The organism is Methylovulum psychrotolerans, from assembly GCF_002209385.1.
Lineage (GTDB): Bacteria > Pseudomonadota > Gammaproteobacteria > Methylococcales > Methylomonadaceae > Methylovulum > Methylovulum psychrotolerans.
Map to the genome: position 1 here is coordinate 1,495,238 of NZ_CP022129.1, position 23,804 is coordinate 1,519,041.

Annotated in this window: 30 protein-coding genes and 3 tRNA genes; 12 read left to right on the forward strand and 21 right to left on the reverse strand. The window is 50.9% G+C overall.

Annotated elements, in window-relative coordinates; all coding sequences use genetic code 11:
* The first annotated feature begins 90 nt into the window (after positions 1-90).
* The 3 genes from CEK71_RS06765 (at position 91) to CEK71_RS06775 (ending at position 3,442) form a co-directional block, all read left to right on the forward strand.
* Positions 91-1,032 (forward strand): hypothetical protein, encoded by a 942-nt coding sequence (locus CEK71_RS06765; protein WP_088618673.1) that lies wholly within the window; start codon positions 91-93, stop codon positions 1,030-1,032.
* Positions 1,033-1,161: 129 nt separating this feature from the next.
* The gene (locus CEK71_RS06770; protein WP_088618674.1) at positions 1,162-2,280 is read left to right on the forward strand and encodes a molybdenum ABC transporter ATP-binding protein; all 1,119 of its coding nucleotides are present in this window, start codon (positions 1,162-1,164) and stop codon (positions 2,278-2,280) included.
* Positions 2,281-2,563: 283 nt separating this feature from the next.
* Positions 2,564-3,442, forward strand: coding sequence for a DUF7663 domain-containing protein (locus tag CEK71_RS06775; protein WP_088618675.1), 879 nt, complete (start codon positions 2,564-2,566; stop codon positions 3,440-3,442).
* Between the two features lie 227 nt (positions 3,443-3,669).
* Here CEK71_RS06775 and alr read toward each other — a convergent pair whose 3' ends face one another.
* Genes alr through CEK71_RS06790 form a run of 3 tightly spaced genes read right to left on the reverse strand, consistent with a single transcriptional unit; the run spans position 3,670 to position 7,051 of the window.
* The gene (alr, locus tag CEK71_RS06780) at positions 3,670-4,758 is read right to left on the reverse strand and encodes an alanine racemase (protein ID WP_088618676.1); all 1,089 of its coding nucleotides are present in this window, start codon (positions 4,756-4,758) and stop codon (positions 3,670-3,672) included.
* Complete coding sequence (dnaB, locus tag CEK71_RS06785) at positions 4,755-6,545, reverse strand: replicative DNA helicase (protein ID WP_088618677.1); 1,791 nt, start codon at positions 6,543-6,545, stop codon at positions 4,755-4,757. Before dnaB ends, alr begins: the two co-directional genes overlap by 4 nt.
* 32 nt (positions 6,546-6,577) lie before the next feature.
* A complete protein-coding gene (locus CEK71_RS06790; RefSeq protein WP_088618678.1) occupies positions 6,578-7,051 on the reverse strand; it encodes a nuclear transport factor 2 family protein in 474 nt (157 codons plus the stop codon).
* 148 nt (positions 7,052-7,199) lie between these two features.
* On the opposite strand from CEK71_RS06790, the gene CEK71_RS06795 reads away from it, so the two are divergent.
* From CEK71_RS06795 to clpX, 4 genes are all read left to right on the forward strand, one after another.
* Positions 7,200-7,284: transfer RNA gene (locus tag CEK71_RS06795), tRNA-Leu, on the forward strand.
* A 107-nt stretch (positions 7,285-7,391) separates the two neighbouring features.
* Positions 7,392-8,693, forward strand: a complete 1,302-nt coding sequence (gene tig, locus CEK71_RS06800; protein ID WP_088618679.1) for a trigger factor — start codon at positions 7,392-7,394, stop codon at positions 8,691-8,693.
* Positions 8,694-8,702: 9 nt separating this feature from the next.
* A complete protein-coding gene (clpP, locus tag CEK71_RS06805) occupies positions 8,703-9,350 on the forward strand; it encodes an ATP-dependent Clp endopeptidase proteolytic subunit ClpP (RefSeq protein WP_088618680.1) in 648 nt (215 codons plus the stop codon).
* Positions 9,351-9,406: 56 nt separating this feature from the next.
* Positions 9,407-10,669, forward strand: coding sequence for an ATP-dependent Clp protease ATP-binding subunit ClpX (gene clpX / locus CEK71_RS06810; RefSeq protein ID WP_088618681.1), 1,263 nt, complete (start codon positions 9,407-9,409; stop codon positions 10,667-10,669).
* 64 nt (positions 10,670-10,733) lie between these two features.
* Here the strand turns inward: clpX and CEK71_RS06815 are convergent, their stop codons facing one another.
* Complete coding sequence (locus tag CEK71_RS06815) at positions 10,734-11,378, reverse strand: helix-turn-helix transcriptional regulator (RefSeq protein WP_088618682.1); 645 nt, start codon at positions 11,376-11,378, stop codon at positions 10,734-10,736.
* Between the two features lie 155 nt (positions 11,379-11,533).
* On the opposite strand from CEK71_RS06815, the gene CEK71_RS06820 reads away from it, so the two are divergent.
* Positions 11,534-11,920, forward strand: coding sequence for a group I truncated hemoglobin (locus CEK71_RS06820; protein ID WP_088618683.1), 387 nt, complete (start codon positions 11,534-11,536; stop codon positions 11,918-11,920).
* Positions 11,921-11,999: 79 nt separating this feature from the next.
* The gene (locus tag CEK71_RS06825; RefSeq protein ID WP_088618684.1) at positions 12,000-12,986 is read left to right on the forward strand and encodes a 2Fe-2S iron-sulfur cluster-binding protein; all 987 of its coding nucleotides are present in this window, start codon (positions 12,000-12,002) and stop codon (positions 12,984-12,986) included.
* A 117-nt stretch (positions 12,987-13,103) separates the two neighbouring features.
* Here CEK71_RS06825 and CEK71_RS06830 read toward each other — a convergent pair whose 3' ends face one another.
* A complete protein-coding gene (locus CEK71_RS06830) occupies positions 13,104-13,505 on the reverse strand; it encodes a hypothetical protein (RefSeq protein ID WP_088618685.1) in 402 nt (133 codons plus the stop codon).
* A 313-nt stretch (positions 13,506-13,818) separates the two neighbouring features.
* Between CEK71_RS06830 and gshA the strand changes: the two genes are divergently transcribed.
* The 3 genes from gshA to CEK71_RS06845 all read left to right on the forward strand — a co-directional run bounded on the left by gshA (position 13,819) and on the right by CEK71_RS06845 (position 17,034).
* Positions 13,819-15,411, forward strand: coding sequence for a glutamate--cysteine ligase (gene gshA, locus CEK71_RS06835; protein ID WP_088618686.1), 1,593 nt, complete (start codon positions 13,819-13,821; stop codon positions 15,409-15,411).
* 3 nt (positions 15,412-15,414) lie between these two features.
* Positions 15,415-16,143: a phosphoadenylyl-sulfate reductase gene (locus tag CEK71_RS06840; RefSeq protein ID WP_088618687.1), complete on the forward strand. Its 729-nt coding sequence runs from the start codon at positions 15,415-15,417 to the stop codon at positions 16,141-16,143.
* A gap of 129 nt (positions 16,144-16,272) precedes the next feature.
* A complete protein-coding gene (locus CEK71_RS06845) occupies positions 16,273-17,034 on the forward strand; it encodes a DUF4184 family protein (protein WP_088618688.1) in 762 nt (253 codons plus the stop codon).
* 110 nt (positions 17,035-17,144) lie between these two features.
* Here CEK71_RS06845 and CEK71_RS06850 read toward each other — a convergent pair.
* The 16 genes from CEK71_RS06850 to CEK71_RS23120 all read right to left on the reverse strand — a co-directional run bounded on the left by CEK71_RS06850 (position 17,145) and on the right by CEK71_RS23120 (position 23,799).
* Positions 17,145-17,220: transfer RNA gene (locus tag CEK71_RS06850), tRNA-Phe, on the reverse strand.
* 54 nt (positions 17,221-17,274) lie between these two features.
* Positions 17,275-17,350, reverse strand: a tRNA-Phe gene (locus CEK71_RS06855).
* Positions 17,351-17,414: 64 nt separating this feature from the next.
* Complete coding sequence (locus CEK71_RS23115) at positions 17,415-17,567, reverse strand: hypothetical protein (RefSeq protein WP_170065111.1); 153 nt, start codon at positions 17,565-17,567, stop codon at positions 17,415-17,417.
* An 8-nt stretch (positions 17,568-17,575) separates the two neighbouring features.
* Complete coding sequence (gene tatC, locus CEK71_RS06860; RefSeq protein WP_088618689.1) at positions 17,576-18,373, reverse strand: twin-arginine translocase subunit TatC; 798 nt, start codon at positions 18,371-18,373, stop codon at positions 17,576-17,578.
* A complete protein-coding gene (gene tatB / locus CEK71_RS06865) occupies positions 18,360-18,683 on the reverse strand; it encodes a Sec-independent protein translocase protein TatB (protein WP_088618690.1) in 324 nt (107 codons plus the stop codon). Before tatB ends, tatC begins: the two co-directional genes overlap by 14 nt.
* Positions 18,684-18,688: 5 nt before the next feature.
* Positions 18,689-18,904, reverse strand: coding sequence for a Sec-independent protein translocase subunit TatA (gene tatA / locus CEK71_RS06870; RefSeq protein ID WP_088618691.1), 216 nt, complete (start codon positions 18,902-18,904; stop codon positions 18,689-18,691).
* A 33-nt stretch (positions 18,905-18,937) separates the two neighbouring features.
* The gene (locus CEK71_RS06875; protein WP_088618692.1) at positions 18,938-19,255 is read right to left on the reverse strand and encodes a phosphoribosyl-ATP diphosphatase; all 318 of its coding nucleotides are present in this window, start codon (positions 19,253-19,255) and stop codon (positions 18,938-18,940) included.
* A gap of 68 nt (positions 19,256-19,323) precedes the next feature.
* Positions 19,324-19,704 (reverse strand): phosphoribosyl-AMP cyclohydrolase, encoded by a 381-nt coding sequence (gene hisI / locus CEK71_RS06880; protein ID WP_088618693.1) that lies wholly within the window; start codon positions 19,702-19,704, stop codon positions 19,324-19,326.
* A gap of 26 nt (positions 19,705-19,730) precedes the next feature.
* Positions 19,731-19,931: a hypothetical protein gene (locus CEK71_RS06885; protein WP_088618694.1), complete on the reverse strand. Its 201-nt coding sequence runs from the start codon at positions 19,929-19,931 to the stop codon at positions 19,731-19,733.
* 1 nt (position 19,932) lies between these two features.
* Entirely contained in the window at positions 19,933-20,706 is a 774-nt protein-coding gene (gene hisF / locus CEK71_RS06890; RefSeq protein WP_088618695.1) for an imidazole glycerol phosphate synthase subunit HisF, read from the reverse strand.
* On the reverse strand, positions 20,703-21,014 hold the full coding sequence (locus tag CEK71_RS06895; RefSeq protein WP_103974571.1) for a hypothetical protein: 312 nt from the start codon (positions 21,012-21,014) through the stop codon (positions 20,703-20,705). Before CEK71_RS06895 ends, hisF begins: the two co-directional genes overlap by 4 nt.
* Positions 20,996-21,346, reverse strand: coding sequence for a hypothetical protein (locus CEK71_RS06900; protein WP_198328491.1), 351 nt, complete (start codon positions 21,344-21,346; stop codon positions 20,996-20,998). Before CEK71_RS06900 ends, CEK71_RS06895 begins: the two co-directional genes overlap by 19 nt.
* Positions 21,347-21,466: 120 nt before the next feature.
* Positions 21,467-22,198, reverse strand: coding sequence for a 1-(5-phosphoribosyl)-5-[(5-phosphoribosylamino)methylideneamino]imidazole-4-carboxamide isomerase (gene hisA, locus CEK71_RS06905; RefSeq protein WP_088618698.1), 732 nt, complete (start codon positions 22,196-22,198; stop codon positions 21,467-21,469).
* 63 nt (positions 22,199-22,261) lie between these two features.
* Positions 22,262-22,897, reverse strand: a complete 636-nt coding sequence (gene hisH / locus CEK71_RS06910; protein ID WP_088618699.1) for an imidazole glycerol phosphate synthase subunit HisH — start codon at positions 22,895-22,897, stop codon at positions 22,262-22,264.
* Between the two features lie 20 nt (positions 22,898-22,917).
* Positions 22,918-23,511 (reverse strand): imidazoleglycerol-phosphate dehydratase HisB, encoded by a 594-nt coding sequence (gene hisB, locus CEK71_RS06915; protein WP_088618700.1) that lies wholly within the window; start codon positions 23,509-23,511, stop codon positions 22,918-22,920.
* 111 nt (positions 23,512-23,622) lie between these two features.
* A complete protein-coding gene (locus CEK71_RS23120; protein ID WP_170065110.1) occupies positions 23,623-23,799 on the reverse strand; it encodes a hypothetical protein in 177 nt (58 codons plus the stop codon).
* Positions 23,800-23,804 lie beyond the last annotated feature (5 nt).

Genomic DNA, 23,804 nt, shown 5'->3' on the forward strand with positions numbered 1-23,804 from the left:
TGGTGCAAATGTCACAGCCGCCCTTGCCGGGCTTTGCTATCCTACTTGCAAGCACACCCCTAACGGCAACGGACACAGAGGAACACCAAAATGCAAACAACAAAACTGGGCTTTTTAGCGCTTTTCATCGGCGGCATGGCCACCCAAAGCTTAGCTTGCGATACGGGGCTGGGGCTTAACGCCGACCTGCATGGCAACCGCTTTTTTCCTGCCGACAACGCCTGGAACCAGCCGATAGACACCAAACCTATCGACCCCAACTCAACGGCTTTGATTAACCAAATGGGCAGCGGAGTAGCGTTACACCCTGATTTTGGCGCCAATGCCTATTGGGCGGACGGCAAACCCTTCGGCATCCCCTACGTCGTCGTGTCCGGCACCACCCCGAAAGTCCCTGTCAGCTTCACTTACAGCAGCGAAAGCGACCCCGGCCCTTATCCCATTCCGGCCAACGCCCCTATAGAATCTGGCAGTGACCGCCATGTTTTAGTGGTCGATCAGGATCATTGGAAACTGTATGAAACCTGGAATTCTTACCCGCAAGCCAACGGCAGTTGGGATGTCGGCTCCGGTGCCATTTTTGACCTAAGCTCCAACGCCTTACGTCCCGCCGGCTGGACATCCGCCGATGCCGCAGGCTTGCCGATCCTGCCCGGTCTGGTGCGCTATGATGAAGTCTACCTGCACAAAGCCATTAACCACGCCATCCGCTTTACCGTCGCGCAAACCCGCAAAGCCTACATCGCCCCGGCACGGCATTTTGCCAGCAGTAACACCAGCACCAACCTATTGCCCATGGGCGCACGGCTACGCCTAAAAGCCAGTTACGACATCAGCCAATTCTCGCCGCCCGCCCAAGTTATCCTAAAAGCCTTAAAGAAATACGGCATGATGGTCGCCGATAACGGCAGCAATATGTACATCTCCGGCACCGCCGATGACCGCTGGGACGACAACATCCTCAACACCTTAAAGCAAGTGCATAACACCGATTTTGAAGTGGTAAAAATGGGGGCGATGACCACGAAATAGCAGTGCCAAAATCATCCATCTAAGCCGCATTGCCAGGCAACATTTCATAGTCCGCCACACCCTCCCAATTTGGCGTGTTATCTGCTTAAATCATTATATACCATATAACATAACGAAAAGGGGCTTACGATGCGGCTAGAAATGAAGGTCACGCTACGGCGCGGCAATTTCGACTTAACCACCGACTTATCCGTACAAGACGAAAACATGGGCTTACTGGGCCGCTCCGGGGCAGGTAAAAGCACCGTCTTGGGCTTATTGGCGGGGACTTTACTGCCTGAATCGGGGCGGATTGCTTTAGACGGCAAGCTGCTGTTCGATAGCGGCAAAGGCATTATGGTGCCGCGCGAACAGCGGCCTATCGGGGCGGTGCTGCAATACGACCAATTGCCTGCCGAAGAGACCGTGCAGGACGGGCTGTTTGCGGTGTATGAGCGGACACCCAAACAACGGCGCAACTTAAAGCCCGCCAGCTTGATTGAATTTTTGGACATCGGCGCGTTGCTGAAACAGCCGATGCGGCATTTATCGACAGGCGAGCGGCAGCGGGTATTATTGGCAAAAGCCTTGCTAAAATCGCCTAAGCTATTGTTATTAGATGACCCTTTAGCGACGATGGGGCATTTTTCCCACGCGGTGACACCCCTGCTGAAACGCCTGCAAACTGAATTGGCTTTGCCGCTGTTTTACGCCAGCCACACCTTAGGCAACATCAGCGAATTCAGTGCTAAGGCGGCGGTACTCGCCGAAGGCCGCATCATCCGCGTCGGCTTAATTAATGAGCTGCTGCAAGATGCCGATTTACTACAAAAAATCGGCCTAAGCCAAATTGACAACCGAATTCCTGCCCTCGTCACCCAGCACGACCTTGCCGACGGCTGCACCTTGGCACAAAGCTACGGCATCGGACTGGTGCTGCCGTTACGCCCCGAACTGCCGTTAGGGTCATGGGTGACCATCAGCATCCCCGCCAACGAGATCGCGCTATCGCGGCATTATATCCCCGGCATTTCCATCCAAAACCAAATCAACGGCGAAATTTGCGCGTTAATCCGGCGTGATAACGGGGTATTGGTGCAAATAGACTGCGGCACGGTCTGGTTGGCGGGGATTACCTTAAAAGCCTGCCGCGACATGGACTTAAAAGAAGGCGACAGGGTCTATTGTCTGGCAAAAACCCAATCTTTCTCATACCGCTCCAATGCCGAACCCAGCACCTTTAACCAGCTTTTCGATAAGAGCCAATAGTCGCCTAATGGTGCTAGCTTTGCCTGTACCGGACAAGTTTGGCCTAAGTTTTTCGATGTCGCTATCCTGACAAGGCCTGTTAGCTTGTCATTTTTATGACAAGCTAACAGGCCTGAGGATGCACACTAAGGGCGTTTATCCCGATAAAATAAATTCCCTGATTGTACCGGATTATGGGGCGGTCAAAAATTCGTTTATATAAAATACAATCAGTCAAATACAATCTTTTGAACCCCTTGCATAATCCGGTACAATCAGAGCATCATTTATGAGGGTGCTTACAATGAAACTTAAGGAATTATTGCAAGGAAAAACGCTTCAAGCACAGCAAGCGTTGGATGGATTTTTCTCAGGAATAACCGAAGAAAAGATACTCTGGTATCCCAGTGCCGGTCAAGATTATCGGGACTTGATGGAAATCAGCCCGGACAGGCTGCCATTGCATGAAATATTGGAGCCGCCCAATATCATTTGCCACACGGATTATGCCCCTTGGGCTGGATTGAAGGGTGATCCCCTTGAACCTATATGGGTCAGAAATGATGACCGCACGACTGTCCGCATTATGGAAAAGCATCGGTTGGTTTTGGTGCCGGATGCCAATATCGATTACAGGATAAGGCCTGGATATGTTGCCTTTCCTGATCTAGGCATTCACGAACCGACCGTCTATTTGCTAAAAATCAAGATCAGCTCCACTACGCTGGGTGAAATCGAAGCCACGGTTTTTTATTTTTTTTTCGAAAATTACAATTTTTTGGAAGAACTTGTTTTAAAACATCAGTTGGCTATCACCCATTTTGTCAAAGTTAGGGATGGCACTGGTTTTGGCGGCGGTAAAAAATCCATCTCTGTTTTTTATAGCTTGCTTGCCAATGTCGGCGTAAGGTATTTGCTGATTGATTACCAATTAAAATATTGCTATGCCACCCATCAACGATTGACCCGACAGTTTGGTATTGAACATAAAAATTATCAATTGGCTTCCATCGGGATACCGCTAAAGTGGAGCGATTTGAACGTTCGCGCTTTCAGGGTTGAGCCATTGCTCGGCAATCTGACCAACGAAATATTCAACAAAAACTTGGCGCTTATCTCGGAAGAGAGGGGCTATCCATGGGAAGCCAAAGATTTCTTTCCAGATGACTGCACAGGTTTATAAACCGCTTTATGATTATAAAACTCTGATTGTACCGGATTATGAAGCGTATTATGTTTAAAACAACTTATCAAATTGATTTATTTGGAATAAATGAAATTTTAGTTTCGCCATAATACGGTACGCAATCAACATTAACTTTTTTCATCGCTTTTAACTTCACCAGAATTTCTCAAAAACGACTTTAATTAAAATTCAACCTAATTTTTAATTCCAACATGCCCCCAACCTCAGCCCTCCGCTTCCACCAACCGCACCCGCTGGGTCACCCCACACACTAACGTATAAGGTATGGTATCCGCACACAAAGCAATCTCCTCAACCGCCAAGCCTTCGCCCCATAAGGTCACGGCATCGCCGGGTTTGGCATCGGGTTGGCTGGCGAGGTCAACGGTAATCATATCCATAGACACCCGCCCAATCAGCGGCACGCGCTGGCCGTTGACCAATACGGGCGTACCCGGCTTGGCATAACGCGGATAACCGTCACCGTAACCTATCGCCACCACACCCAGAGTGGTATCTTCGGGGCATTGCCAGCGGCAACCATAGCCGACGGTGTCACCTTTCGCCAAGGGCTTAACGGCAATCAGCCGTGAATGCAGGCTCATGACTGGCTGTAAGGCCAATTGTGCGCCCGTGCTGTCAGGAAACGGCGAAATACCGTACAGCACCACCCCAGGCCGCACCCAATCGCTTAACGCGGCTGTCCACGCCAAAATCCCGGCGGAATTGGCAATGCTACCCTCACCCGGCGCATTGCCGATGGTCTGCCGAAACAAGGCTATTTGCTTCAAAGTCATGGCATCTTGCCGATCATCCGCATTCGCCAGATGGGTCATCAGGTTAATGGGCTGCTGGACTAAAGCGCAATGGCTTAGGCGCTGGTAAACGCCGTTAAATTCGGCGGCACTAAAGCCTAAGCGGTTCATGCCCGTGTCCAGTTTCAGCCAGACGGCAAGCTGGGCTGAGCCGTCATGCTGCTCCAGCAAAGCCAATTGGCTGGCCGTATGCACCACCGCATCCAATTGATAGGCCAATAAATCGTCCAGCTCTTCGGTGCAAGTAAAGCCCTCCAAAACGGCAATCCGGGTGTGCAAGCCCGCCTTACGCAAGCGGATGCCTTCTTGCACCCGCGCCACGGCAAACGCATCGGCTTGCGCCTGAGCCAGCGTTTCCGCCACCCGCAACATGCCATGCCCGTAGCCGTTGGCTTTAATGACCGCCATAATCTTGGCAGCAGGGGCGTATTCGCGGACTTTACGTAAATTGTGCGCCAGGGCAGTTAAGTTCAATACCGCATAAGCTGCTGGGGTCATTCGTAATCCTCGGCACTGTAACTTTGCCCAGAAAAGTTTTCAAAACGGGTGTATTGGCCTAAAAAGGTCAGCCTGACCGTACCTAACGGGCCGTTACGCTGCTTGCCGATGATGATCTCGGCGATACCTTTATCGGGGCTGTCTTCGTTATAGACTTCATCACGATACACGAACACAATCAAGTCCGCATCCTGTTCAATTGCGCCGGAATTATGGCTGACAATGCCATCCGCCAACCAACAGGCATTGCCGGGTACGGTCAAATCAAACACCTCTTCTTCACCTGCGGGCTCAACGGCAACCACCCTATCCCAAAACAAAGCATTATTGGCTAAAGCCTGCAATTTATCACCCGGCTGCAACTGCCCTGCCCTTTGCCAATCCCATAAGCCGCGCAGACGGTGCTCTTTAGTGCAACGTATAGTGCGGCCACTGGCAAGGCTAACTTTAACAATCTCTTTGCGCCCCACCGACCAAACCAAATCGGTAGCGGCAGTTTGCAACTGCCCTTGCGGCGAGACCGACACCACTTCTGGCGTTTGTCCGACCAGTTCGCTGATAGGCAAGCGGCGACCATCGGCCAACAGCACCAAGGTATCGCCTGTTACACATTCACGCAAATCCGACATAACAGGCCGCTTGTTCGGGCGTTGCTCCAAATTCCGGTTAAGCTGCGACAAGGCAATGACCGGGACGTTCAATTCTTTCGCTAAAGCCTTTAAGCCCCGCGAAATGTCAGAAATTTGCTGGACGCGGTTCTCGCCGCTAGAAGGCGATTGCATCAACTGCAAATAATCCAGCACAATCAGACCCAGTTGCCCATGTTCGCGGGTCAAACGCCTAGCGCGTGAGCGCACTTCGGTGGGCGACAGCGCCGGGGTATCATCAATAAACAGCTTGGTTTCCGCCAACAAGTTAATCGCCGAGGTCAACCGGGGCCATTCGTCATCCTCCAGCTTGCCCGTGCGCACTTTATGTTGGTCGATACGCCCTAAAGACGACATCATCCGCATCGCCAAGGCATCCCCCGGCATTTCCATACTGAACACCGCCACCGCTTTGTCGCTTTTAATGGCGATATTTTCCGCCATGTTCATGGCTATAGTAGTTTTTCCCATGGACGGCCTACCCGCAACAATAATTAAATCAGCAGGTTGCAGGCCAGAAGTCAGCTGGTCAAAATCCGAGAATCCGGTCGCCGCTCCGGTGATATTGCCGTCTTGCTCAAACAGGGTTTCGATACGGTCGACCGCCTTGGCAAGCAAGGCCTTAATGGGGATAAAACCGCCCTGCCCGCGCTGGCGTTGCTCGGCGATTTTAAACACCTCGCGTTCGGCGCTTTCCAACAACTCGGCGGTCTCGCGGCCTTCTGGGTTAAACGCCGAGTCGGCAATGGTGGTGCCGACATGAATTAACTGGCGCAGCACCGAGCGGTCACGGACGATATTGGCATAAGTGACGATATTCGCCGCGCTGGGGGTATTTTTCGCCAACCAACCCAAATACGCCAAGCCGCCGGTATCCTCCAACTCGCCCGCTAAGGCTTCGGAAATGGTGATAATGTCAAACGGTGACTGCTTTTCGGCAAGCTGGGCGATCACCCGAAAAATCAGGCGATGGTCGCGGCGGTAAAAATCGACTTCCTGCACCTTATCGGCGACCGAATCCCAGGTCTGGTTGTCCAGCATCAGCCCGCCCAACACCGCCTGTTCGGCGGGTATGGAATGCGGCGGGATGCGTAGCGATTCCAAAGGGTCGTCATTGGCGAACATATAATTATCAGACATACTTAGCTTACTTCTCGGATCAGGCAACAGGGCTACAGCCCCAATTCAGATAAAGAGGGATGCCCGTCAGGCCGTGGCCCTTGCGGCCAATGGAACAGCCTATCCGCTTCGCTAATCGCCAGATCGTTAATGCTGGCAAAACGCTGGCGCATCAGGCCGTATTCGTCAAACTGCCAATTTTCATTGCCATAAGAGCGGAACCATTGTCCGGCGGCATCATGCCATTCGTAAGCAAAACGCACCGCGATACGGTCATCGGTAAATGCCCATAGCTCCTTAATCAAACGGTATTCCAATTCGGCCGCCCATTTGCGCTCAAGAAAAGCCGTGATAGCCTCGCGCCCCGAAAAAAATTCCGCGCGGTTACGCCAGGTAGAATCTACGGTATAGGCCTGCGCACAGCGGGCGGGATCGCGCGAGTTCCAGGCGTTTTCGGCGGCACGGATTTTTTGTCCGGCAGTTTCAAGGGTAAAAGGTGGGAATGGCGGTTTAGTTTCTAGGGACATGGCGGCTCCGACGTTGAGTAAAATGACGGTTCTAAACGGTTAAGGATAGCATAATTAAGGCCCGCATAAGGCAAATAACAAAGGATTTTGAAATAATAGCTTGTTATATGTAGGGTAAAACCTATATAATGCCAAGTTCATTCAAAGTGCGAACGTGGCGAAATTGGTAGACGCGCTGGATTTAGGTTCCAGTAGGTTGCCCTGTGAGAGTTCGAGTCTCTCCGTTCGCACCACCTAATTCCTTAAAAATGGCGGATTGATCCAATAATCGGCCATTTTCAGTTCTATTGAGCCGTTACCAGTCTCTAAAAAATCCTTATCAAACGCGTGGAGTAAAGAAATGCAAGTTTCTGTCGAGAAGACATCTGAATTAAGCCGAAAAATGACCGTCAGCGTGCCAGAATCCGTTGTCCAAGAAAAAATGGCGACACGCTTCAAGTCATTGGCCCGTGAAGTTAAAGTCGACGGCTTCCGCCCAGGCAAAGTACCTCCACATGTGGTAAAAAAGTTATTTGGCGACCGTGTCCGTGGCGAAATCGCTGGCGACCTGATCCAATCCACTTATTATGAAGCCCTGAAAAACGAAGACTTAAAACCGGCTGGCCAGCCTTTTATCGATTCGATTGACGAATCGGAAGGCTTTAAATACACCGCCATCTTTGAAGTCTACCCAGAAATCATTTTAGACGGCTTAGACCAACTGCAAATCACCCGCACCTTAGCGACCGTCGAACAAGCGGATGTGGATGCGATGATTGATAAATTGCGCAACCAAAAACTGACTTGGACAACCGTTGAACGTGCCGCCCAAGACCAAGACCGCATCACCATTACCTTTTCAGGCATCGCCGACGGGGAAAACTTCACCAACGGTAACGTCGAAAACTATCAAGTTGTGATCGGCGCAAAACAAATGATCCCTGGCTTTGAAGAAAGCCTGATCGGCTTAACGGTCGGCGAAAGCAAAACCTTTACCGCCACTTTCCCAGAAGCTTACGGCAACACCAAGCTGGCCGGAAAAACCGCAGAATTTACTGCTGAAGCCACTACCGTCGAAGAGCCTACCCTGCCGGAAATTGACGCTGAATTTATCCAAAGCTACGGCGTTGAAGACGGCACTGTCGAGTCTTTCCTTAGCGATGTCAAAACCAATATGGAACGTGAACTGGCAACCGCTTTATTAGCCAGACTGAAAAACTCGGTGATGGATGCCCTGTATGCCCAACTTGACATCAGCGTCCCTACCGGACTGATTGATGAAGAAGTCGAAAATCTGATGAAGCCTTATGTCGAAACGGCAAAACGGCAAAAACTCAGCTTAGAAGACTTACAGTTACCGCGTGACATCTTCGAAGCCCAAGCTAAACGCCGTGTCGCTCTAGGTTTGATCCTCGGTGACATCATCCGCCAAAACGCTATCACGCTTGATGAAAACAAAGTCCGTAGCACGGTTGAAGACATGGCGAAAAGTTATGAGTCGCCAGAAGAAGTCGTCAACTGGTATTATAGCGACCTGAGCCGTTTAGCCGATGTCCAGCAAATGGTCTTGGAAAACCAAACAGTCGAATGGCTGGTGGCAAAAGGGCAAGTTTCTGAAGAAACCCTGCCGTTCGCCGAAGTCATGGAAAAACACCAACGTTAAGGGGTCTTTATGTACAGGCATGATGCAATAAATGCCGCCAGCCAAATACAAGCGGCGGGCGGATTGGTTCCTATGGTTATCGAGCAGACTGCCAGAGGCGAGCGTTCTTTCGATATTTACTCCAGATTACTGAAAGAACGGGTTATTTTCCTAGTCGGCCAAGTCGAAGACTATATGGCCAATTTGGTCGTTGCCCAGTTGTTATTTTTGGAATCGGAAAACCCAGACAAAGACATCCACCTGTATATCAACTCACCTGGCGGTTCAGTAACGGCGGGCATGTCCATTTATGACACCATGCAGTTCATCAAGCCCGATGTCAGCACCATGTGTATCGGCCAAGCCGCCAGCATGGGCGCGTTATTATTGACGGGTGGCGCAGCGGGCAAACGCTACTGTTTGCCGCACTCCAGAATGATGATACATCAGCCTTTAGGCGGTTTTCAGGGGCAAGCGTCAGATTTTGACATCCATGCCCGGGAAATTTTATCTATCCGTGACAAACTGAACCGCGTCCTGTCGCACCATACTGGCCAACCTATCGAAAAAGTGGCTCAAGACACCGACAGGGACAACTTTTTAAGTGCAAATGATGCCGTGGCTTATGGCCTGATCGATAAAGTCCTGACCAGCCGCGCCACTACACCAGAGGTATAAAACTTGGTCACTCGGATACCCAGTGCCTTAGGTGCTGACCCTTGCGGGAGTCAATTATGAGCCAAAAAGATGACGACAAGCTGTTGTATTGCTCTTTTTGCGGCAAAAGCCAGCATGAAGTACGCAAGCTGATTGCCGGCCCATCAGTCTATATCTGCGACGAATGCGTAGAGCTATGCAAAGATATTATTAAAGACGAACTGACCGATGAGGCCGATACGGGTGACGGTAACGAATTGCCTAAGCCGAAAGAGCTCAAAGGCGAGTTGGACAATTATGTCATTGGCCAAGAAAAAGCCAAGCGCATTTTGGCGGTCGCCGTTTATAACCACTATAAGCGGTTGCGCAACAAAGATAAAAAAGACACGGTCGAGCTGGCAAAAAGCAATATTTTGCTGATTGGCCCGACTGGCTCCGGCAAAACCTTGTTAGCGGAAACCTTGGCGCGGTTATTGGATGTGCCGTTCACTATCGCCGACGCGACCACGCTGACCGAAGCGGGCTATGTCGGCGAAGATGTCGAAAACATCATCCAAAAAATCTTGCAAAAATGCGATTACGATGTCGCCAAAGCCGAAACAGGCATTGTCTACATTGACGAAATCGACAAGATTTCCAGAAAAGCCGAAAACCCTTCGATCACCCGCGACGTGTCCGGCGAAGGCGTACAACAGGCTTTGCTGAAACTGATTGAAGGCACAATTGCCTCGGTGCCGCCGCAAGGCGGGCGTAAACACCCTAACCAAGAGTTTGTCCACGTCAACACCGCCAATATCTTGTTTATTGTCGGCGGCGCGTTTGCAGGCCTTGACCGGGTGATTAAGGCGCGTACCGAAAAAGGTGGCATCGGCTTCTCGGCAGACGTAAAGAGTAAGGACGACAGCAAGAATGTCGGCGAATTGTTTGCCGAGGTGGAAGCTGAGGACTTAATCAAATATGGCCTGATCCCTGAATTTGTTGGCCGCTTGCCTATCGTGGCGACCTTGGAAGAATTGGATGAAAAAGCCTTGATCCAAATCCTCACCGAGCCTAAAAATGCCTTGGTCAAACAGTACAAGCATTTGTTTGCCATGGAAGGGGCCGAACTGGAATTCCGTGAAGAATCTTTAGGCGCGATTGCGCGTAAAGCTATGGAAAGAAAAACCGGCGCACGGGGTCTTAGGACTATCGTTGAAAATATCCTGCTCAACACTATGTACGAACTGCCGTCTACCGACAACATCTCAAAAGTCGTCATTGATGACAGCGTCGTCCAAGGCCACTCCGAACCTTACTTAGTGTACGAGACGGAACTGAAAAAAGCCGCCTCTGACCTATAAGGCGATTCGCCTGCGCTTGGGTGCAAAACTTCTTGCACCCAAGCCCCGTCCGCACTGCCCCAGCCTAACCCCCATCACCTAAGCCGCCCAACCTAAATTGGCAGGCACAATCGCCTTTTGCCATACAGCTAAGCTGCTGCACATCGGTTGCCAATAACCCCGCCATTAACGCCTTATCGAACTCGCACAGAGCCGGATGCTGTTGGGCGACATCATGATAAATACAATTGACCGCCTTAAGCACCGACAAACCCGTCGCCGCCTCTTGACTGTGCCGCACCTCAAAACCCAAACCCGTCATAATCTGTTGTAACAGTTCCCGCTTTTCGGCCTGGGATTTGCCGACAAACTGCCCGCCCAGTTGCCGCACCAATTTATCGGCCAAGCGCCGCAAATAAGCTGCAAACGCCTCCTCCCCCATCGCCTCCTGTAAATCCGCCACCAATAACCCGGCAAACCATGCGTATTGCTTAGGAAAATGGTTAATGCCTTTATCGGTAATGCCATATAAAGCCACGGGCCTGCCCGCTGTCTTAGCCGAAGTCACCTTCCCGATATAGCCCTCGCCCTCTAAAGCCACAATATGCTGCTGTACGGCGGTGCGGGAAATCTCCAGCAGTGCCGCCAAACTATCGACGCTTAAGCCCTCCCTATTATCGCGTAACTGGGCGAGGATTTCGTCTTGGCGGGGGCTGATGTGTTGTGGCATGGGTAATTAGTCCTGTTAGGTAAGCAGGGTTCATTATGCCATAAAAAACTTTTACAAGTTAAATATTGCATAAGATTTTACATTGCTATACACTTTCTCCCCGTAAGCCAAGCCGCTTACTGACACTAATAACAACAAAACCAGAGGAGATGATTATGAGCGAAACCACCGAAGCCCCCGTATCGTTATTTGAACAACTAGGCGGCGCGGCCGCCGTTGATGCCGCCGTCGATATTTTTTACCGCAAAGTCCTAGAAGATTACCGTATCAACCGCTATTTCAGCAATGTCGACATGGCGCAACAAGCGGCCAAACAAAAAGCCTTTTTAACGATGGCATTTGGCGGCCCCAATAACTACACCGGACAAGACATGCGCGATGCCCATGCCCGCTTGGTGAAAATGGGCTTGGATGACAGCCATTTTGACGCGGTGATGGAAAACCTGACCGCCACTTTGCAAGAACTTAACGTCCCTGAAAACCTGATTGCGCAAGTTGCCGCTTTGGCAGAAACCACCCGCAATGACGTACTGGGCAAATAAGCGCTGGCTTTAACACCTACCACCCCGGAGCGGCGGCTAAAACCCCGTTCCGGTTTACCGCCCTTAACAAGGTGCCACTATGCCGCACATTACCTTAGGCGCAAGCCAACTCACCTGTCCTAGCGAGACCCTCTTGCTGGACAGTTTGCTACAAGCCAATCTCCGCATCCCTTACAGTTGCCGCCAAGGCATTTGCCAATCCTGCCTCATGCAAAGCTTGGATGCCAAACCGCCCGCCTTAGCACAAGTCGGCCTTAAGGATACCCTGCAACGGCAAAATTACTTTTTGGCTTGCCGCTGCTATCCCGAACAAGACATGCACATCACCCTGCCTAACCAGCACGGCCAAAGCATTAACGCCGTAGTGACCGAAAAACGCCGCCTCGCGCCGGATATTATGCAACTGACCGTACAGGCCAGCGGCCTGAATTTTTATGCCGGACAATTTATCAACCTACAACGCGCCGACGGCCTGACCCGCAGCTACTCCATCGCCAACCCGCCTAGCCCAGACAATACCCTAGAATTCCATATACGCCGCTTACCGCACGGGCAATTCAGCAACTGGGTGCATGACGGCTTAGCCATTGGCGACCCGCTGACCTTATCGCAAGCCCAAGGCAGTTGCTACTACTTACCCGACAACCCCGCCCAACCGCTGCTACTGATCGGCACGGGCAGCGGCCTCGCCCCCCTTTACGGCATCATCCACGACGCGCTTGCGCAAGGCCACAGCGGCGACATCCACCTATACCACGGCAGCCGCGACCCCGATGGCCTGTATTTGACTGAAGAACTGCATACCTTGGCCGCCAACGTCGCCCACTTCCATTACACGCCCTGCCTATCCGGCGAACCGCAAGCATCTGGCTACGCCCAAGGCCGCGCCCACGAGCTAGCCCTAGCGGATAAGAAAAATCTTAAAGGCTGGCGGGTGTATTTATGCGGACATCCAGAAATGGTCAATAATAGCCAAAGAATGGCCTATATAAAAGGCGCGTCGCTAAAAGACATTTATAGCGATGCGTTTGTGGTACAGCCTAGCCCAGAGCCAGACCGCGTTTAAATTTGGCCTATTTGCGCATTCCCTTGCCCCATATACCTATAGCGAACCCAGCTTCCCCTACAGAATACTTAAGCGGAGAAAAAGGCAGCGGCAAAAACCTGCCGCTGCCGGAAACAGTTATTTAAATTTAACCATCTCTTTGCCGTCGCTAGAAAAATGGCAAATGCCGGCGGCGAAGTTGGTGCACGCTTCCGATTGCTCAACTGTCGCCCCAGTTGGGGTCAAATGGATTTTCAGCTCGCAGTAACTGGCTTCGCTTTCGGAATGTTTCTTTAAGACCAATTCATTATCCGCCACTTGCTTGGCGACGCCCGTGACATGGGCGGCGCAGGCATGGCCGCCCGCTTCATCGGCATTGGGCTCGAAATCGACATCGGCGCTGACGGTCACTTCATCATTCATATTGGTGATTTTCAAATGATGGATATGGTTGCCGTCACGCAATAAGTAATGGTCGGTAGCCGCCGCCACACTGCCGGAAAACACCAACGCCATTGCCAGAAACAAACTTTTTTTCATGATATGTCCTCTTTATTGTTAGGGGGTTAATAGATAAAGCATGATGGCAAACCAGCAACCGCTTGCAAGCAATTGTCCCCAGCCTGACCCAACATAACTCATGACATTGTACCTTACTGCCTGCGCTTACCCAAAAGTGATAACAGACAAAAAGGCTTTTACCCAAGGCAAAACCATACGCCACAAGCCGCCAATTTATGCCCTGCACCTTAAAGCAATAGGCTTGGCACTAACGATAATATTCTGCCATCTTCCCAATACGCTTTATAATGGGAAGTATTTACATCAAACAACTGGGGCGCATACCCACGCTATGACTCATTTTACCAACACGCTTTCGCCACGATTGGCACAGTTGCACGCAAACGGCCTGGAAAACCTGCTGTGCGGCGGCCTTAAGGGCATAGAAAAAGAAAGCCTGCGCATTGCGCGTAACGGCATTATCGCCCATACTCCGCACCCTTACGCGTTAGGGTCGGCGCTAACCCATCCACATATCACCACCGATTATTCCGAAGCGCTGATCGAGCTGATTACACCGCCGTTTGCCGACATTCAGGATACGCTGGCCTACTTGCAAAGCGTCCACCAGTTTGTCTATGCGCATTTGGACCAAGAGATATTGCTGGGCACCAGTATGCCTTGCGGTATCAGCGGCGATGCCAGCATCCCTATTGCCGAATACGGCACCTCTAATGTCGGGCGCATGAAGCATATTTACCGCCACGGTTTATGGCACCGTTACGGGCGCACTATGCAGGCGATTGCCGGCATCCATTTTAACTATTCCGTCCCCGAAGCCTTATGGCCGGTATTGCATCACCAAGAAAACAGCCCGTTAAGCTTGGCCGACTTTATCGCCACGGCGTATTTTGGCCTGATCCGCAATTTTCAGCGCATCGGCTGGCTGGTCTTGTATTTATTCGGCGCGTCTCCGGCCATTTGCAAGAGTTTCTTTAACAGCCGCCCGGAATTGATGGCGCAATTTGCGCAATTTGACGGCCACACCCTTTACCACCCTTATGCCACGTCTTTGCGCATGAGCGATATTGGCTATAAGAGTAAAAACCAAGCTAACTTAAAGATTGACTATAACTCCCTGTCCGGCTACGTCGATAGCCTCAGCCAAGCGATCAACACGCCCTACCCGGATTACGAAGCCATCGGTACGGTGGTGGACGGCGAATACCAGCAATTGAACACGCATATTCTGCAAATCGAAAATGAGTTTTACAGCACTATGCGCCCGAAACAAATCGCCCAATCCTGCGAAAAGCCGACCGTGGCTTTAAAGCGCCGAGGAGTACGCTATGTGGAAATGCGCTCCTTAGATTTGGACATCTTCCAGCCGCTAGGCATAGCAACCGACACCGCACACTTTGTCGAAGCCTTGCTGTTGACCTGCCTGCTGACTGATAGCCCGCCGATGACTGAACAAGACCACCAGACCAATAACGCCAACCAACTGGCGGTCGCCCATGCCGGGCGCAAACCGGGACTGGAATTGGCCAGAAACGGCGGCAGTATTTTATTGACCGATTGGGCGCAAGAAATCCTCACCGCCATGCAGCCGATTTGCGCCACGTTAGATGCCAATAACCCGCAAGGGCCGTATTCTAAGGCCCTGCAAACCCAACAAGCGAAAGTCGCCGACCCTGACCTGACCGCTTCCGCACGGTTGCTGGCGACCATGCGCGAACGCTCGCAAGCTTTTGCCGGATTTGCCATTGCCAAATCGGCCGAACATGCGCAATACTTTCACGACCTGCCCTTAGACGAGACCGCCAACCAAGCGTTTCTTGACTTAGCGGCACAATCGCACAGCAAACAGCAGGCCATCGAAAACCAGCCGCAACTGCCTTTTGATGAATTCCTGCACCGCTACTTTACCCAAACTTGTTCCTAGCCTATGAACACTGCCGAAATTAACGAACTGCAAAACCAACTCCACCAAAAAAGCCCACGCATCATCCTCAAAAAAGCCCTCGCGGCCTTTGATAACATCGCCATTTCCTTTAGCGGTGCTGAAGATGTGGTGTTAATCGACATGGCCTTAACCATCCGCAAAGACATTAAGGTCTTTTGCCTGGATACCGGACGCTTGCACCCTGAAACCTACCGTTTCTTAGAAAAAGTCCGTAAACATTACCAAATTGACATTGATGTCCTTACTCCGGACCGTGTCCTATTGGATGAATTCGTCAAACGCAAAGGCCTGTTCAGCTTTTATGAAGACGGCCATCACGAATGCTGTGCCATCCGTAAGGTAGAACCGTTGGCACGCAAACTGGCGGGCTTGGATGCTTGGATCACTGGCCAACGCAAAGACCAAAGCGCCGACACCCGCCAGCATATCCCTGAAGTGGAGCTGGACAAGACTTTTTCCGGTGAAGACCATGCCTTAATTAAATTTAACCCGCTGCTGAATTGGAGTTCGGCGCAAGTGTGGGATTATATCGAAGCCTACCAAGTGCCGTTTAACGAACTGCACGAGCGCGGCTTTATCAGTATCGGCTGCGAACCCTGTACAAAAACAGTGCTGCCCAACCAGCACGAACGCGCCGGACGCTGGTGGTGGGAAGCCGAAACCAAAAAAGAATGCGGCCTACATGCGGGCAATTTAAAGGGCAAGTTTTAGCCATTCCTTAAAGAATAGTATGCCATAACACAGACAACGGCTAGGCGGCATTGGCCTTGGAGCGCGGGCATCTTACCCGCCCTTTGGGCTACCGCTTAGCCGCCGGGCAATTTACCCCCTAAAACCACCATGCCTTGGACATTTGCCCATCCTGCCGCCGTGCTGGCCATCCGCCCCCTACTATCGGCCCGCTTATCGCTTGCGGCCTTAATGGTCGGCAGCATCACCCCCGATGTCGGCTACTATCTGTCCCTATTCAAAATGGCGACTTTCGCGCATACCCTGCCCGGCGTTATCACGGTATGCTTACCCATCGGTTTGCTGTTATTGCTGCTTATTCAGCGGCTATGGTTGCCTATTGCCTATCTTTTGCCGCAACCGCACAGGCAGGCCTTGTCGGTATTGCCGATAAGGCCTTTCGCCGCGCCGTCGGCGGTCGGCCTATCCCTGCTGATCGGGGCATTGACCCATATTGTTTGGGATTCTTTCACCCATCACTCCGGCTGGGCGGTCAACCATATCGCTGTGCTGCAATACCCCTTCACGTTAGCCGCTGGCCACAACACGCCGCTGTTCCATATCTTGCAACATACCAGCACATTGCTCGGCATTTTATACTGCGGCTGGGTTTATCGAGCGTGGCTACGGCGGCAAACACCCACCCCTACAGCCAATGGCTCAAATGAGTGCTGGCGCTATCTCCTGTTGGTAAGCCTTGGGCTATTGGCTTTAGCCATCGCAACGGCTTTGGTTTATAGCGCATCACCCAGCGGCACAGCAGGCTTTACTATTGATGAGGCGTTGGTTTTTCGGCTGATACTGACGGCAACGACAACGCTGCTGGTATTGTTGGTTGCCGCATCACAACTCATGGCGCGAAAACGTCGTTAATAGAGACTGGCTCTAAATGAGGGCGGTGCAGTGTATCGGCAACACTAAGGAAGGGGGAAATCTGCGGGCATAAAAAAACCGGCCAAAAGCCGGTCTTTTTTAAAGTATCATGGTGCCCAGGGACAGAATCGAACTGTCGACACAAGGATTTTCAATCCTTTGCTCTACCGACTGAGCTACCTAGGCGTGATATTCGGTAAACAACCCCCAAAAAAGAGGAATTGCTTTGTTTTTACAGTATGGTGCCCAGGGACAGAATCGAACTGTCGACACAAGGATTTTCAATCCTTTGCTCTACCGACTGAGCTACCTAGGCCAAGCTGCAAAAAACGCCTATTAAACCGTATAAGCGGCATTTCGTCAAGCATTAGTTGTAAATTTTATTTAACAACGGATAACGCTTCCGGTTGTCTGGCCGCTTCTTGCTTATTTTGTTCCGATAACAGCGTACCCGTCACCAGAAACGCCAAGACCAGCAAATAGGCCACCGAGGCGACATAACGGGCTTTTTTACTTTGTTGATAATCATTCATAACGCGGCCTATTTATCTTGTTTGTGGATAGTATTCAGTCTGGCGGGCAGAATTTCGTCTGTGTCTTTGGGCTGTTTGGTGAGCATTTTGGCAAACAACAGGCCAATCTCAAACAACATCCACATCGGCACGGCCAACATGGTTTGGGAAATGGCATCGGGTGGGGTTAAAAACATAGCAATGACGAACACCCCAACAATCACATAAGGGCGTTTCTCCGCCAAATCTGCCGCCGATACAAAGCCCGTCCACACCAAGACAATGGTAAAGATAGGGATTTCAAAACACACCCCAAAAGCAAAAAACAGCGCTAAGACAAAATCCAGATACTTGGCAATATCGGTCATGACCGTCACCCCTGCGGGGGCGGCGGCAGTCAGGAAACCGAACACCAAAGGGAAAACCAGAAAATAGGCAAAGGCCACGCCGATATAAAACAGCAAGGTGCTAGCGACCAATAAAGGCAAAACCAAGCGTTTCTCGTGCCGATACAGGCCAGGGGCGACGAAAGCCCAAAACTGGTACAAAATCACTGGCACGGAGACAAAAACCGCGACAACAAAAGCCAATTTAAACGGGGTTAAAAACGGCGAGGCCACATCAATAGCGATCATGCTGCTATTTTGCGGCAAATGCTTAAGCAAAGGCCCGGCGAGGATGCTGTAAATGTCGTTGGCATACGCCGCCAAACCGCCGAACACCAACAGCACGCATAAGATCACCTTTAACAGGCGGTCACGCAATTCTATCAAATGGCTGATAAACGGCTGCGGCTGCGCCGGGTCTTCAAAATCAAGCTTGTTCATTATCGTGTGGCTTAGTAGGCTCATCGTGGTGTAAGGTCTCCAGTGACGCTTTTGCCGTCTGCGTGACCCCGTTCAGCTCATCCTGAATAGTTTTTAACTCCTGCAAGGCAACCTGCTCTTGGAACAACTGGCGCATTTCTTCGGCTTGCAGCTCGGCGCTGATTTCCGCCTTCACATTAGCGACCATAGCGCGGGTTTTACCCAACCAAAAACCCGCCAACCGCGCCACTTTCGGCAAGCGTTCAGGACCTATCACCAACAACGCGACCAAAGCGACCATGCACAGCTCGGAAAAACCGACTTCAAACATAACGCTTAAGCCTGGTCATTTTTTTTGGTGGTCACTTCGCCTTCGATGGTGTCGCTTTCGCCAGCGGTAGTCTTGCCATCCGCCTCACCCTCTTTCATGGCACTTTTAAAGCCCTTAATCGCCCCGCCTAAATCCGCGCCGAGATTGCGCAGCCGCTTAGTGCCAAAAACGACAATGACAATCGCCAATACAACTAAAAGATGTGGAATACTAAAGCCCATGCTTGCCTCTGTTTAACGTGATGTAGGGTTGGGTTAAGGGGTACGCCGGGCCTTTTCTTCCAGACCGGACAAACCAAAACGCCGCTGGAGTTCGGCCAGGACATCGTCAGGATGCAGGCCTTGCGCCGCCAGCAACACCAAGCAATGAAACCACAAATCGGCGGTTTCATAAATAATCTGTTGCTTATCGCCATTTTTTGCCGCAATGACCGTTTCGGTAGCTTCTTCACCAATTTTTTTCAGAATGGTGTCCAAGCCTTTTGCATACAGACTGGCGACGTAGGATTTATCCGCCGTTTGCTGTTTGCGGTCTTCCAAAACTTGGGCGAGTTGGGTTAGGGTGTTATTCATGCTATTTAAGGTAGGTTAATGCCAAATCAATCCGTCAAATGAGCCGTGTGTGGGGCCAAGACAAAGCGTTATTTATAAATCTCATCAGGATGCTTCAGTACAGGCTCCACCGCTTGCCATTGACCGTCGATCAATTGCCGATAAAAACAGCTCTCGCGTCCGGTATGACAGGCGATACCGCCTTCTTGTTCGATTTCCAGCAAAATAACGTCCTCATCACAATCTAACTGGATTCTGATGACTTTTTGCCGATGCCCCGATTCTTCGCCCTTACGCCATAAACGGTTGCGCGAGCGCGACCAGTAGACGGCATAGCCATCTTGTACGGTTAAGGCCAAGGATTCGCGGTTCATCCACGCGAACATCACCACCCTACCGCTCCCCGTTTGCTGGGCGACGACAGGAATTAAGCCCTCTGGTGTCCAGCGGATTTCATCTAGCCAATTCATGCTGCATATACTCGCGTAAAAGTTGGTTAATACGGTGTTGAAAGGGGTTTAGATGCACTAGAAAACACCGGGGCGACAGCAACCGTTTGCCCATTCGTGTGCCGTATCCGTAAGCCAGGCAACTCAAACGGCATTGGCGGCGCATCAGAGTAATCGATTTCCTTATCATCGCGCCTAGCCAACCTGCCCCAATCGGTTTTTGTTACCGCCATATCAGGAATAGCCATTTTATAGCCTCACTTCAATCCCACGCATCCGCAAGTGCTCTTTCGCTTGCTGGATAGTGTATTCGGCGAAGTGGAAAATACTGGCGGCCAAAACCGCATCCGCCTTACCGTCCAACACCCCAGCCGCGAGATGGTCTAAGCAACCGACCCCGCCTGAGGCGATCACTGGCACGGCGACCGCGTCGCTAATGGCGCAGGTCAAGGCCAAATCAAAACCTTCGCGCGTACCGTCCCTATCCATACTAGTCAGAAGAATCTCCCCTGCCCCATAAGCGACCATTTTTTCCGCCCAGCCGATAGCGTCTATGCCCGTGCCTTTGCGTCCGCCGTGGGTGAAAATTTCCCAACGGCTGGCTTCACCCGGCTGGCTGACTTTTTTTGCGTCAATGGCGACCACGATACACTGCGAGCCAAAACGTTCGGCGGCTTCTTGGACAAATTCGGGGCGGAACACCGCCGCGCTGTTAATACCGACTTTATCAGCCCCAGCATTGAGCATCCGGCGGATGTCGTCCAAGGTGCGGATACCGCCACCGACGGTTAACGGGATAAAGACTTCACTGGCGACTTGCTCAACCACATGGACAATCGTATCGCGGTTATCATGGGTGGCGGTAATGTCCAGAAAAGTGATTTCGTCCGCGCCTTCACGATCATAACGTCTGGCAATTTCCACCGGATCGCCCGCGTCACGGATATCAACAAATTTTACGCCCTTGACGACCCGACCGTTGTCGACATCAAGGCAAGGGATAATGCGTTTAGCTAGGCTCATGCGGCTTCTTTTACGAGAAAATGACGTTCATCTTCGCCATAAAGGCTTAGGGTAAAAATATTTTCGCGGATTTCAGGAGTGGTCGTCTCCCAAAGCAATCCGATTAATTCTTTCAATACGTTGCCCCCATAAGTCACTTCCAGCAAGGGCTGTTTTACGACCACATTAACAACAAATGAAGTGGGAATCATGCCCGGATAAGCTTCTTCAAGATAAACGGCATCCTTATCTCCGGTATCAATATAACCTTTTTCGCCACAAACCTGCGTAAAAGCTTGTAGCTGACCAATCAACTCTGTTCTATCCATTGTAATAACCCATCGTTATGTGGTAGTAACTCAATCAAACGCTGTACATGTTTTGGATTTTGCGAGCCTTTAGGTTGATAACGGACTTGTTCATGCCATAAGCAACGCTTTTCCCCAGCGATTAAATACGCGTGGGTCTCCATAAGGATGATATTATTTTTTTTCGTCGCGTCCAGCTTATTTTTCAAACCGCTAAAAATCAGCAACCGCTTAATATCATGGATTTTAACGGCATTCCTCACGCTGGCAATACTGTCCTTATCAGCCTCTTTGCTGTCTTCGTCAAAAAGGTTATCCACGCCAAAATGTTGGCAAATTTTCATTTTTAACATTAATTCAACGCTATAACCCGCCAAATAGAACGCGCCATCGTACTTATTGTTATCGCAAAGGATTTTTGCCTCGCTGAGCGCTCATAAGCCAGCACTTTAATGAGGTGCGAATTTTTCATTTTAAAACGATTCAGCTAATTTTGCCGCTTCGGTAAAATCCAACGTCCCTTCATAAATCGCCCGGCCTGTAATCGCACCCATAATCCCTTCATGGGCGACTTTGCCCAAGGCATGAATATCATCAATATTGGTAATGCCGCCGGAGGCAATCACAGGAATATTAATGGCCCGCGCCAATCTGGCAGTGGCTTCGACATTAACCCCTTGCATCATGCCGTCGCGGGCAATGTCAGTATAAATAATCGCTTCGACCCCATCGGATTCAAAATGTTGCGCCAAATCGATGACATCATGCTTGGATAATTTCGACCAGCCGTCAATCGCCACTTTACCGTCTTTCGCATCCAAACCGACAATAATATGGCGCGGGTATTCCAAGGCGACATCACGGACAAAATGCGGCTCATTCACCGCTTTAGTGCCGATAATGACATATTCGACCCCCGCATTCAGATACGCTTCAATCGTCTCTTCACTACGGATGCCGCCGCCGATTTGGATAATCAGATCGGGATAGGCTTCGGCAATAGCATGGACAACCTCGGCATTTCGCGGCTTACCCGCAAACGCCCCATCCAAATCCACCAAATGCAGGCGCTTAGCGCCCGCCGCCACCCAACGCCCCGCCACCGCGACCGGATCATCGGAAAATACCGTATCATCCTCCATGCGTCCTTGGCGCAAACGCACACATTTTCCTTCTTTTAAATCGATAGCGGGTATTAACAGCATAACAAGCAAATCCTCAACACGGTAATAGGCACAAAGAGGCAAAAATGACGCGCCATCACGCCACTAGACATCCCAATGCAAAAAGTTTTTCAGCAACTGCAAGCCAACGGTTTGGCTTTTTTCAGGGTGGAATTGTACAGCAAAGACATTATCCTGCGCCAAGGCACAGGCAAACGCATTGGGATAGTCGCAAGTCGCCGCCACAATAGCACCATCATCAGGCTGGGCATAATAACTATGGACAAAATAAAAACGGCTGTCTTGGGCAATGCCCTGCCATAAAGCATGGGGCTGTTGCCTGACTTGATTCCAACCCATATGCGGGATTTTCAGGCGGACACCGTCAGTATCCGCCAGCTCTTGCGCAAAACGCACGACATGGCCGGAAAACACACCTAAACCGTCGGTATGGCCATTTTCGGCACTGTCCGTCAACAAGGCCTGCATCCCCAAGCAAATGCCTAACAACGGCTTGGTGTTGGCAACTTGCCGGATAACCTCGGCCAAACCTGATCCGTTCAAGGCCAACATACAATCGCGCATCGCCCCAACACCGGGAAACACCACACGGTCAGCCTGCAAAATAGCGGCGGCGGTGCTGCTGATCTGCACATCCACGCTAGGGTCGGCATGTTGTAAGGCTTTAGCAATCGAATGCAAATTGCCCATTCCGTAATCAATAACAGCAACAGAAGACATAAATAATGCTCAGTAAAAAATCAAAGAGTGCCTTTCGTGGACGGCATCATCCCCGCCATACGCTCATCGGCAGTCATCGCCATCCGCAATGCGCGGCCCATGGCTTTAAAAATGGTTTCGGCAATATGATGGGCATTAACGCCTTTCAGATTGTCAATATGCAAGGTCACCCCGGCATGGTTGACAAAGCCTTGGAAAAACTCCCGGAACAAATCGACATCAAACGAGCCGATCATGCCACGCGTAAACGTGACATTATAAAACAAGCCGGGGCGGCCAGAGAAATCCACCACCACCCGTGACAGCGCTTCATCTAAAGGGATGTACGCGTGTCCGTAGCGGTATATACCTTTTTTGTCACCTAACGCCTTAGCGACAGCCTGCCCTAAGGTAATGCCGACATCTTCCACCGTATGGTGCGCGTCAATCTGCAAATCGCCGTGGGCGACAATATCCATATCAATCAGGCCATGCCGGGCAATTTGGTCAAGCATGTGGTCAAGGAACGGCACACCCGTGGTAAAGCTGGCCTTACCCGTGCCATCCAGATTAACGGTGATTTTGATTTGGGTTTCGAGCGTGTCGCGCTCGACGGTGGCGGTGCGTGGGGTCATGGTTATATTGTTTTTGGGGTTTCAATAAATTAAATTTTTGCTTAAATGTAGATATACATTTTCAAATAAACAGAGCAACACAGAATTGCTGTTCTTTTACGGTCATAGTTTTTACCTGCCGTCCTTGCGCTCAATGCCAAGGGCATCAAGCGGAATTACGCGACCTGCAACAAAGTCACTATCAGCCCGTTTGCCAGCAGCATCTAAACGACCCGCCAAAATATCAGCCTCAATTTCCTTATCCCACTGATCAGCTAAAAATTCTTCAAGCAATTCGGAAAATTCCATAAGCT

Coding starts and splice junctions, on each gene's coding strand:
- CEK71_RS06765 (WP_088618673.1), top strand. CDS start 91: ATGCAAACAACAAAACTGGGCTTTTTAGCGCTTTTCATCGGCGGCATG.
- CEK71_RS06770 (WP_088618674.1), top strand. CDS start 1,162: ATGCGGCTAGAAATGAAGGTCACGCTACGGCGCGGCAATTTCGACTTA.
- CEK71_RS06775 (WP_088618675.1), top strand. CDS start 2,564: ATGAAACTTAAGGAATTATTGCAAGGAAAAACGCTTCAAGCACAGCAA.
- alr (WP_088618676.1), bottom strand. CDS start 4,758: ATGACCCCAGCAGCTTATGCGGTATTGAACTTAACTGCCCTGGCGCAC.
- dnaB (WP_088618677.1), bottom strand. CDS start 6,545: ATGTCTGATAATTATATGTTCGCCAATGACGACCCTTTGGAATCGCTA.
- CEK71_RS06790 (WP_088618678.1), bottom strand. CDS start 7,051: ATGTCCCTAGAAACTAAACCGCCATTCCCACCTTTTACCCTTGAAACT.
- tig (WP_088618679.1), top strand. CDS start 7,392: ATGCAAGTTTCTGTCGAGAAGACATCTGAATTAAGCCGAAAAATGACC.
- clpP (WP_088618680.1), top strand. CDS start 8,703: ATGTACAGGCATGATGCAATAAATGCCGCCAGCCAAATACAAGCGGCG.
- clpX (WP_088618681.1), top strand. CDS start 9,407: ATGAGCCAAAAAGATGACGACAAGCTGTTGTATTGCTCTTTTTGCGGC.
- CEK71_RS06815 (WP_088618682.1), bottom strand. CDS start 11,378: ATGCCACAACACATCAGCCCCCGCCAAGACGAAATCCTCGCCCAGTTA.
- CEK71_RS06820 (WP_088618683.1), top strand. CDS start 11,534: ATGAGCGAAACCACCGAAGCCCCCGTATCGTTATTTGAACAACTAGGC.
- CEK71_RS06825 (WP_088618684.1), top strand. CDS start 12,000: ATGCCGCACATTACCTTAGGCGCAAGCCAACTCACCTGTCCTAGCGAG.
- CEK71_RS06830 (WP_088618685.1), bottom strand. CDS start 13,505: ATGAAAAAAAGTTTGTTTCTGGCAATGGCGTTGGTGTTTTCCGGCAGT.
- gshA (WP_088618686.1), top strand. CDS start 13,819: ATGACTCATTTTACCAACACGCTTTCGCCACGATTGGCACAGTTGCAC.
- CEK71_RS06840 (WP_088618687.1), top strand. CDS start 15,415: ATGAACACTGCCGAAATTAACGAACTGCAAAACCAACTCCACCAAAAA.
- CEK71_RS06845 (WP_088618688.1), top strand. CDS start 16,273: ATGCCTTGGACATTTGCCCATCCTGCCGCCGTGCTGGCCATCCGCCCC.
- CEK71_RS23115 (WP_170065111.1), bottom strand. CDS start 17,567: ATGAATGATTATCAACAAAGTAAAAAAGCCCGTTATGTCGCCTCGGTG.
- tatC (WP_088618689.1), bottom strand. CDS start 18,373: ATGAACAAGCTTGATTTTGAAGACCCGGCGCAGCCGCAGCCGTTTATC.
- tatB (WP_088618690.1), bottom strand. CDS start 18,683: ATGTTTGAAGTCGGTTTTTCCGAGCTGTGCATGGTCGCTTTGGTCGCG.
- tatA (WP_088618691.1), bottom strand. CDS start 18,904: ATGGGCTTTAGTATTCCACATCTTTTAGTTGTATTGGCGATTGTCATT.
- CEK71_RS06875 (WP_088618692.1), bottom strand. CDS start 19,255: ATGAATAACACCCTAACCCAACTCGCCCAAGTTTTGGAAGACCGCAAA.
- hisI (WP_088618693.1), bottom strand. CDS start 19,704: ATGAATTGGCTAGATGAAATCCGCTGGACACCAGAGGGCTTAATTCCT.
- CEK71_RS06885 (WP_088618694.1), bottom strand. CDS start 19,931: ATGGCTATTCCTGATATGGCGGTAACAAAAACCGATTGGGGCAGGTTG.
- hisF (WP_088618695.1), bottom strand. CDS start 20,706: ATGAGCCTAGCTAAACGCATTATCCCTTGCCTTGATGTCGACAACGGT.
- CEK71_RS06895 (WP_103974571.1), bottom strand. CDS start 21,014: ATGGATAGAACAGAGTTGATTGGTCAGCTACAAGCTTTTACGCAGGTT.
- CEK71_RS06900 (WP_198328491.1), bottom strand. CDS start 21,346: ATGTTAAAAATGAAAATTTGCCAACATTTTGGCGTGGATAACCTTTTT.
- hisA (WP_088618698.1), bottom strand. CDS start 22,198: ATGCTGTTAATACCCGCTATCGATTTAAAAGAAGGAAAATGTGTGCGT.
- hisH (WP_088618699.1), bottom strand. CDS start 22,897: ATGTCTTCTGTTGCTGTTATTGATTACGGAATGGGCAATTTGCATTCG.
- hisB (WP_088618700.1), bottom strand. CDS start 23,511: ATGACCCCACGCACCGCCACCGTCGAGCGCGACACGCTCGAAACCCAA.
- CEK71_RS23120 (WP_170065110.1), bottom strand. CDS start 23,799: ATGGAATTTTCCGAATTGCTTGAAGAATTTTTAGCTGATCAGTGGGAT.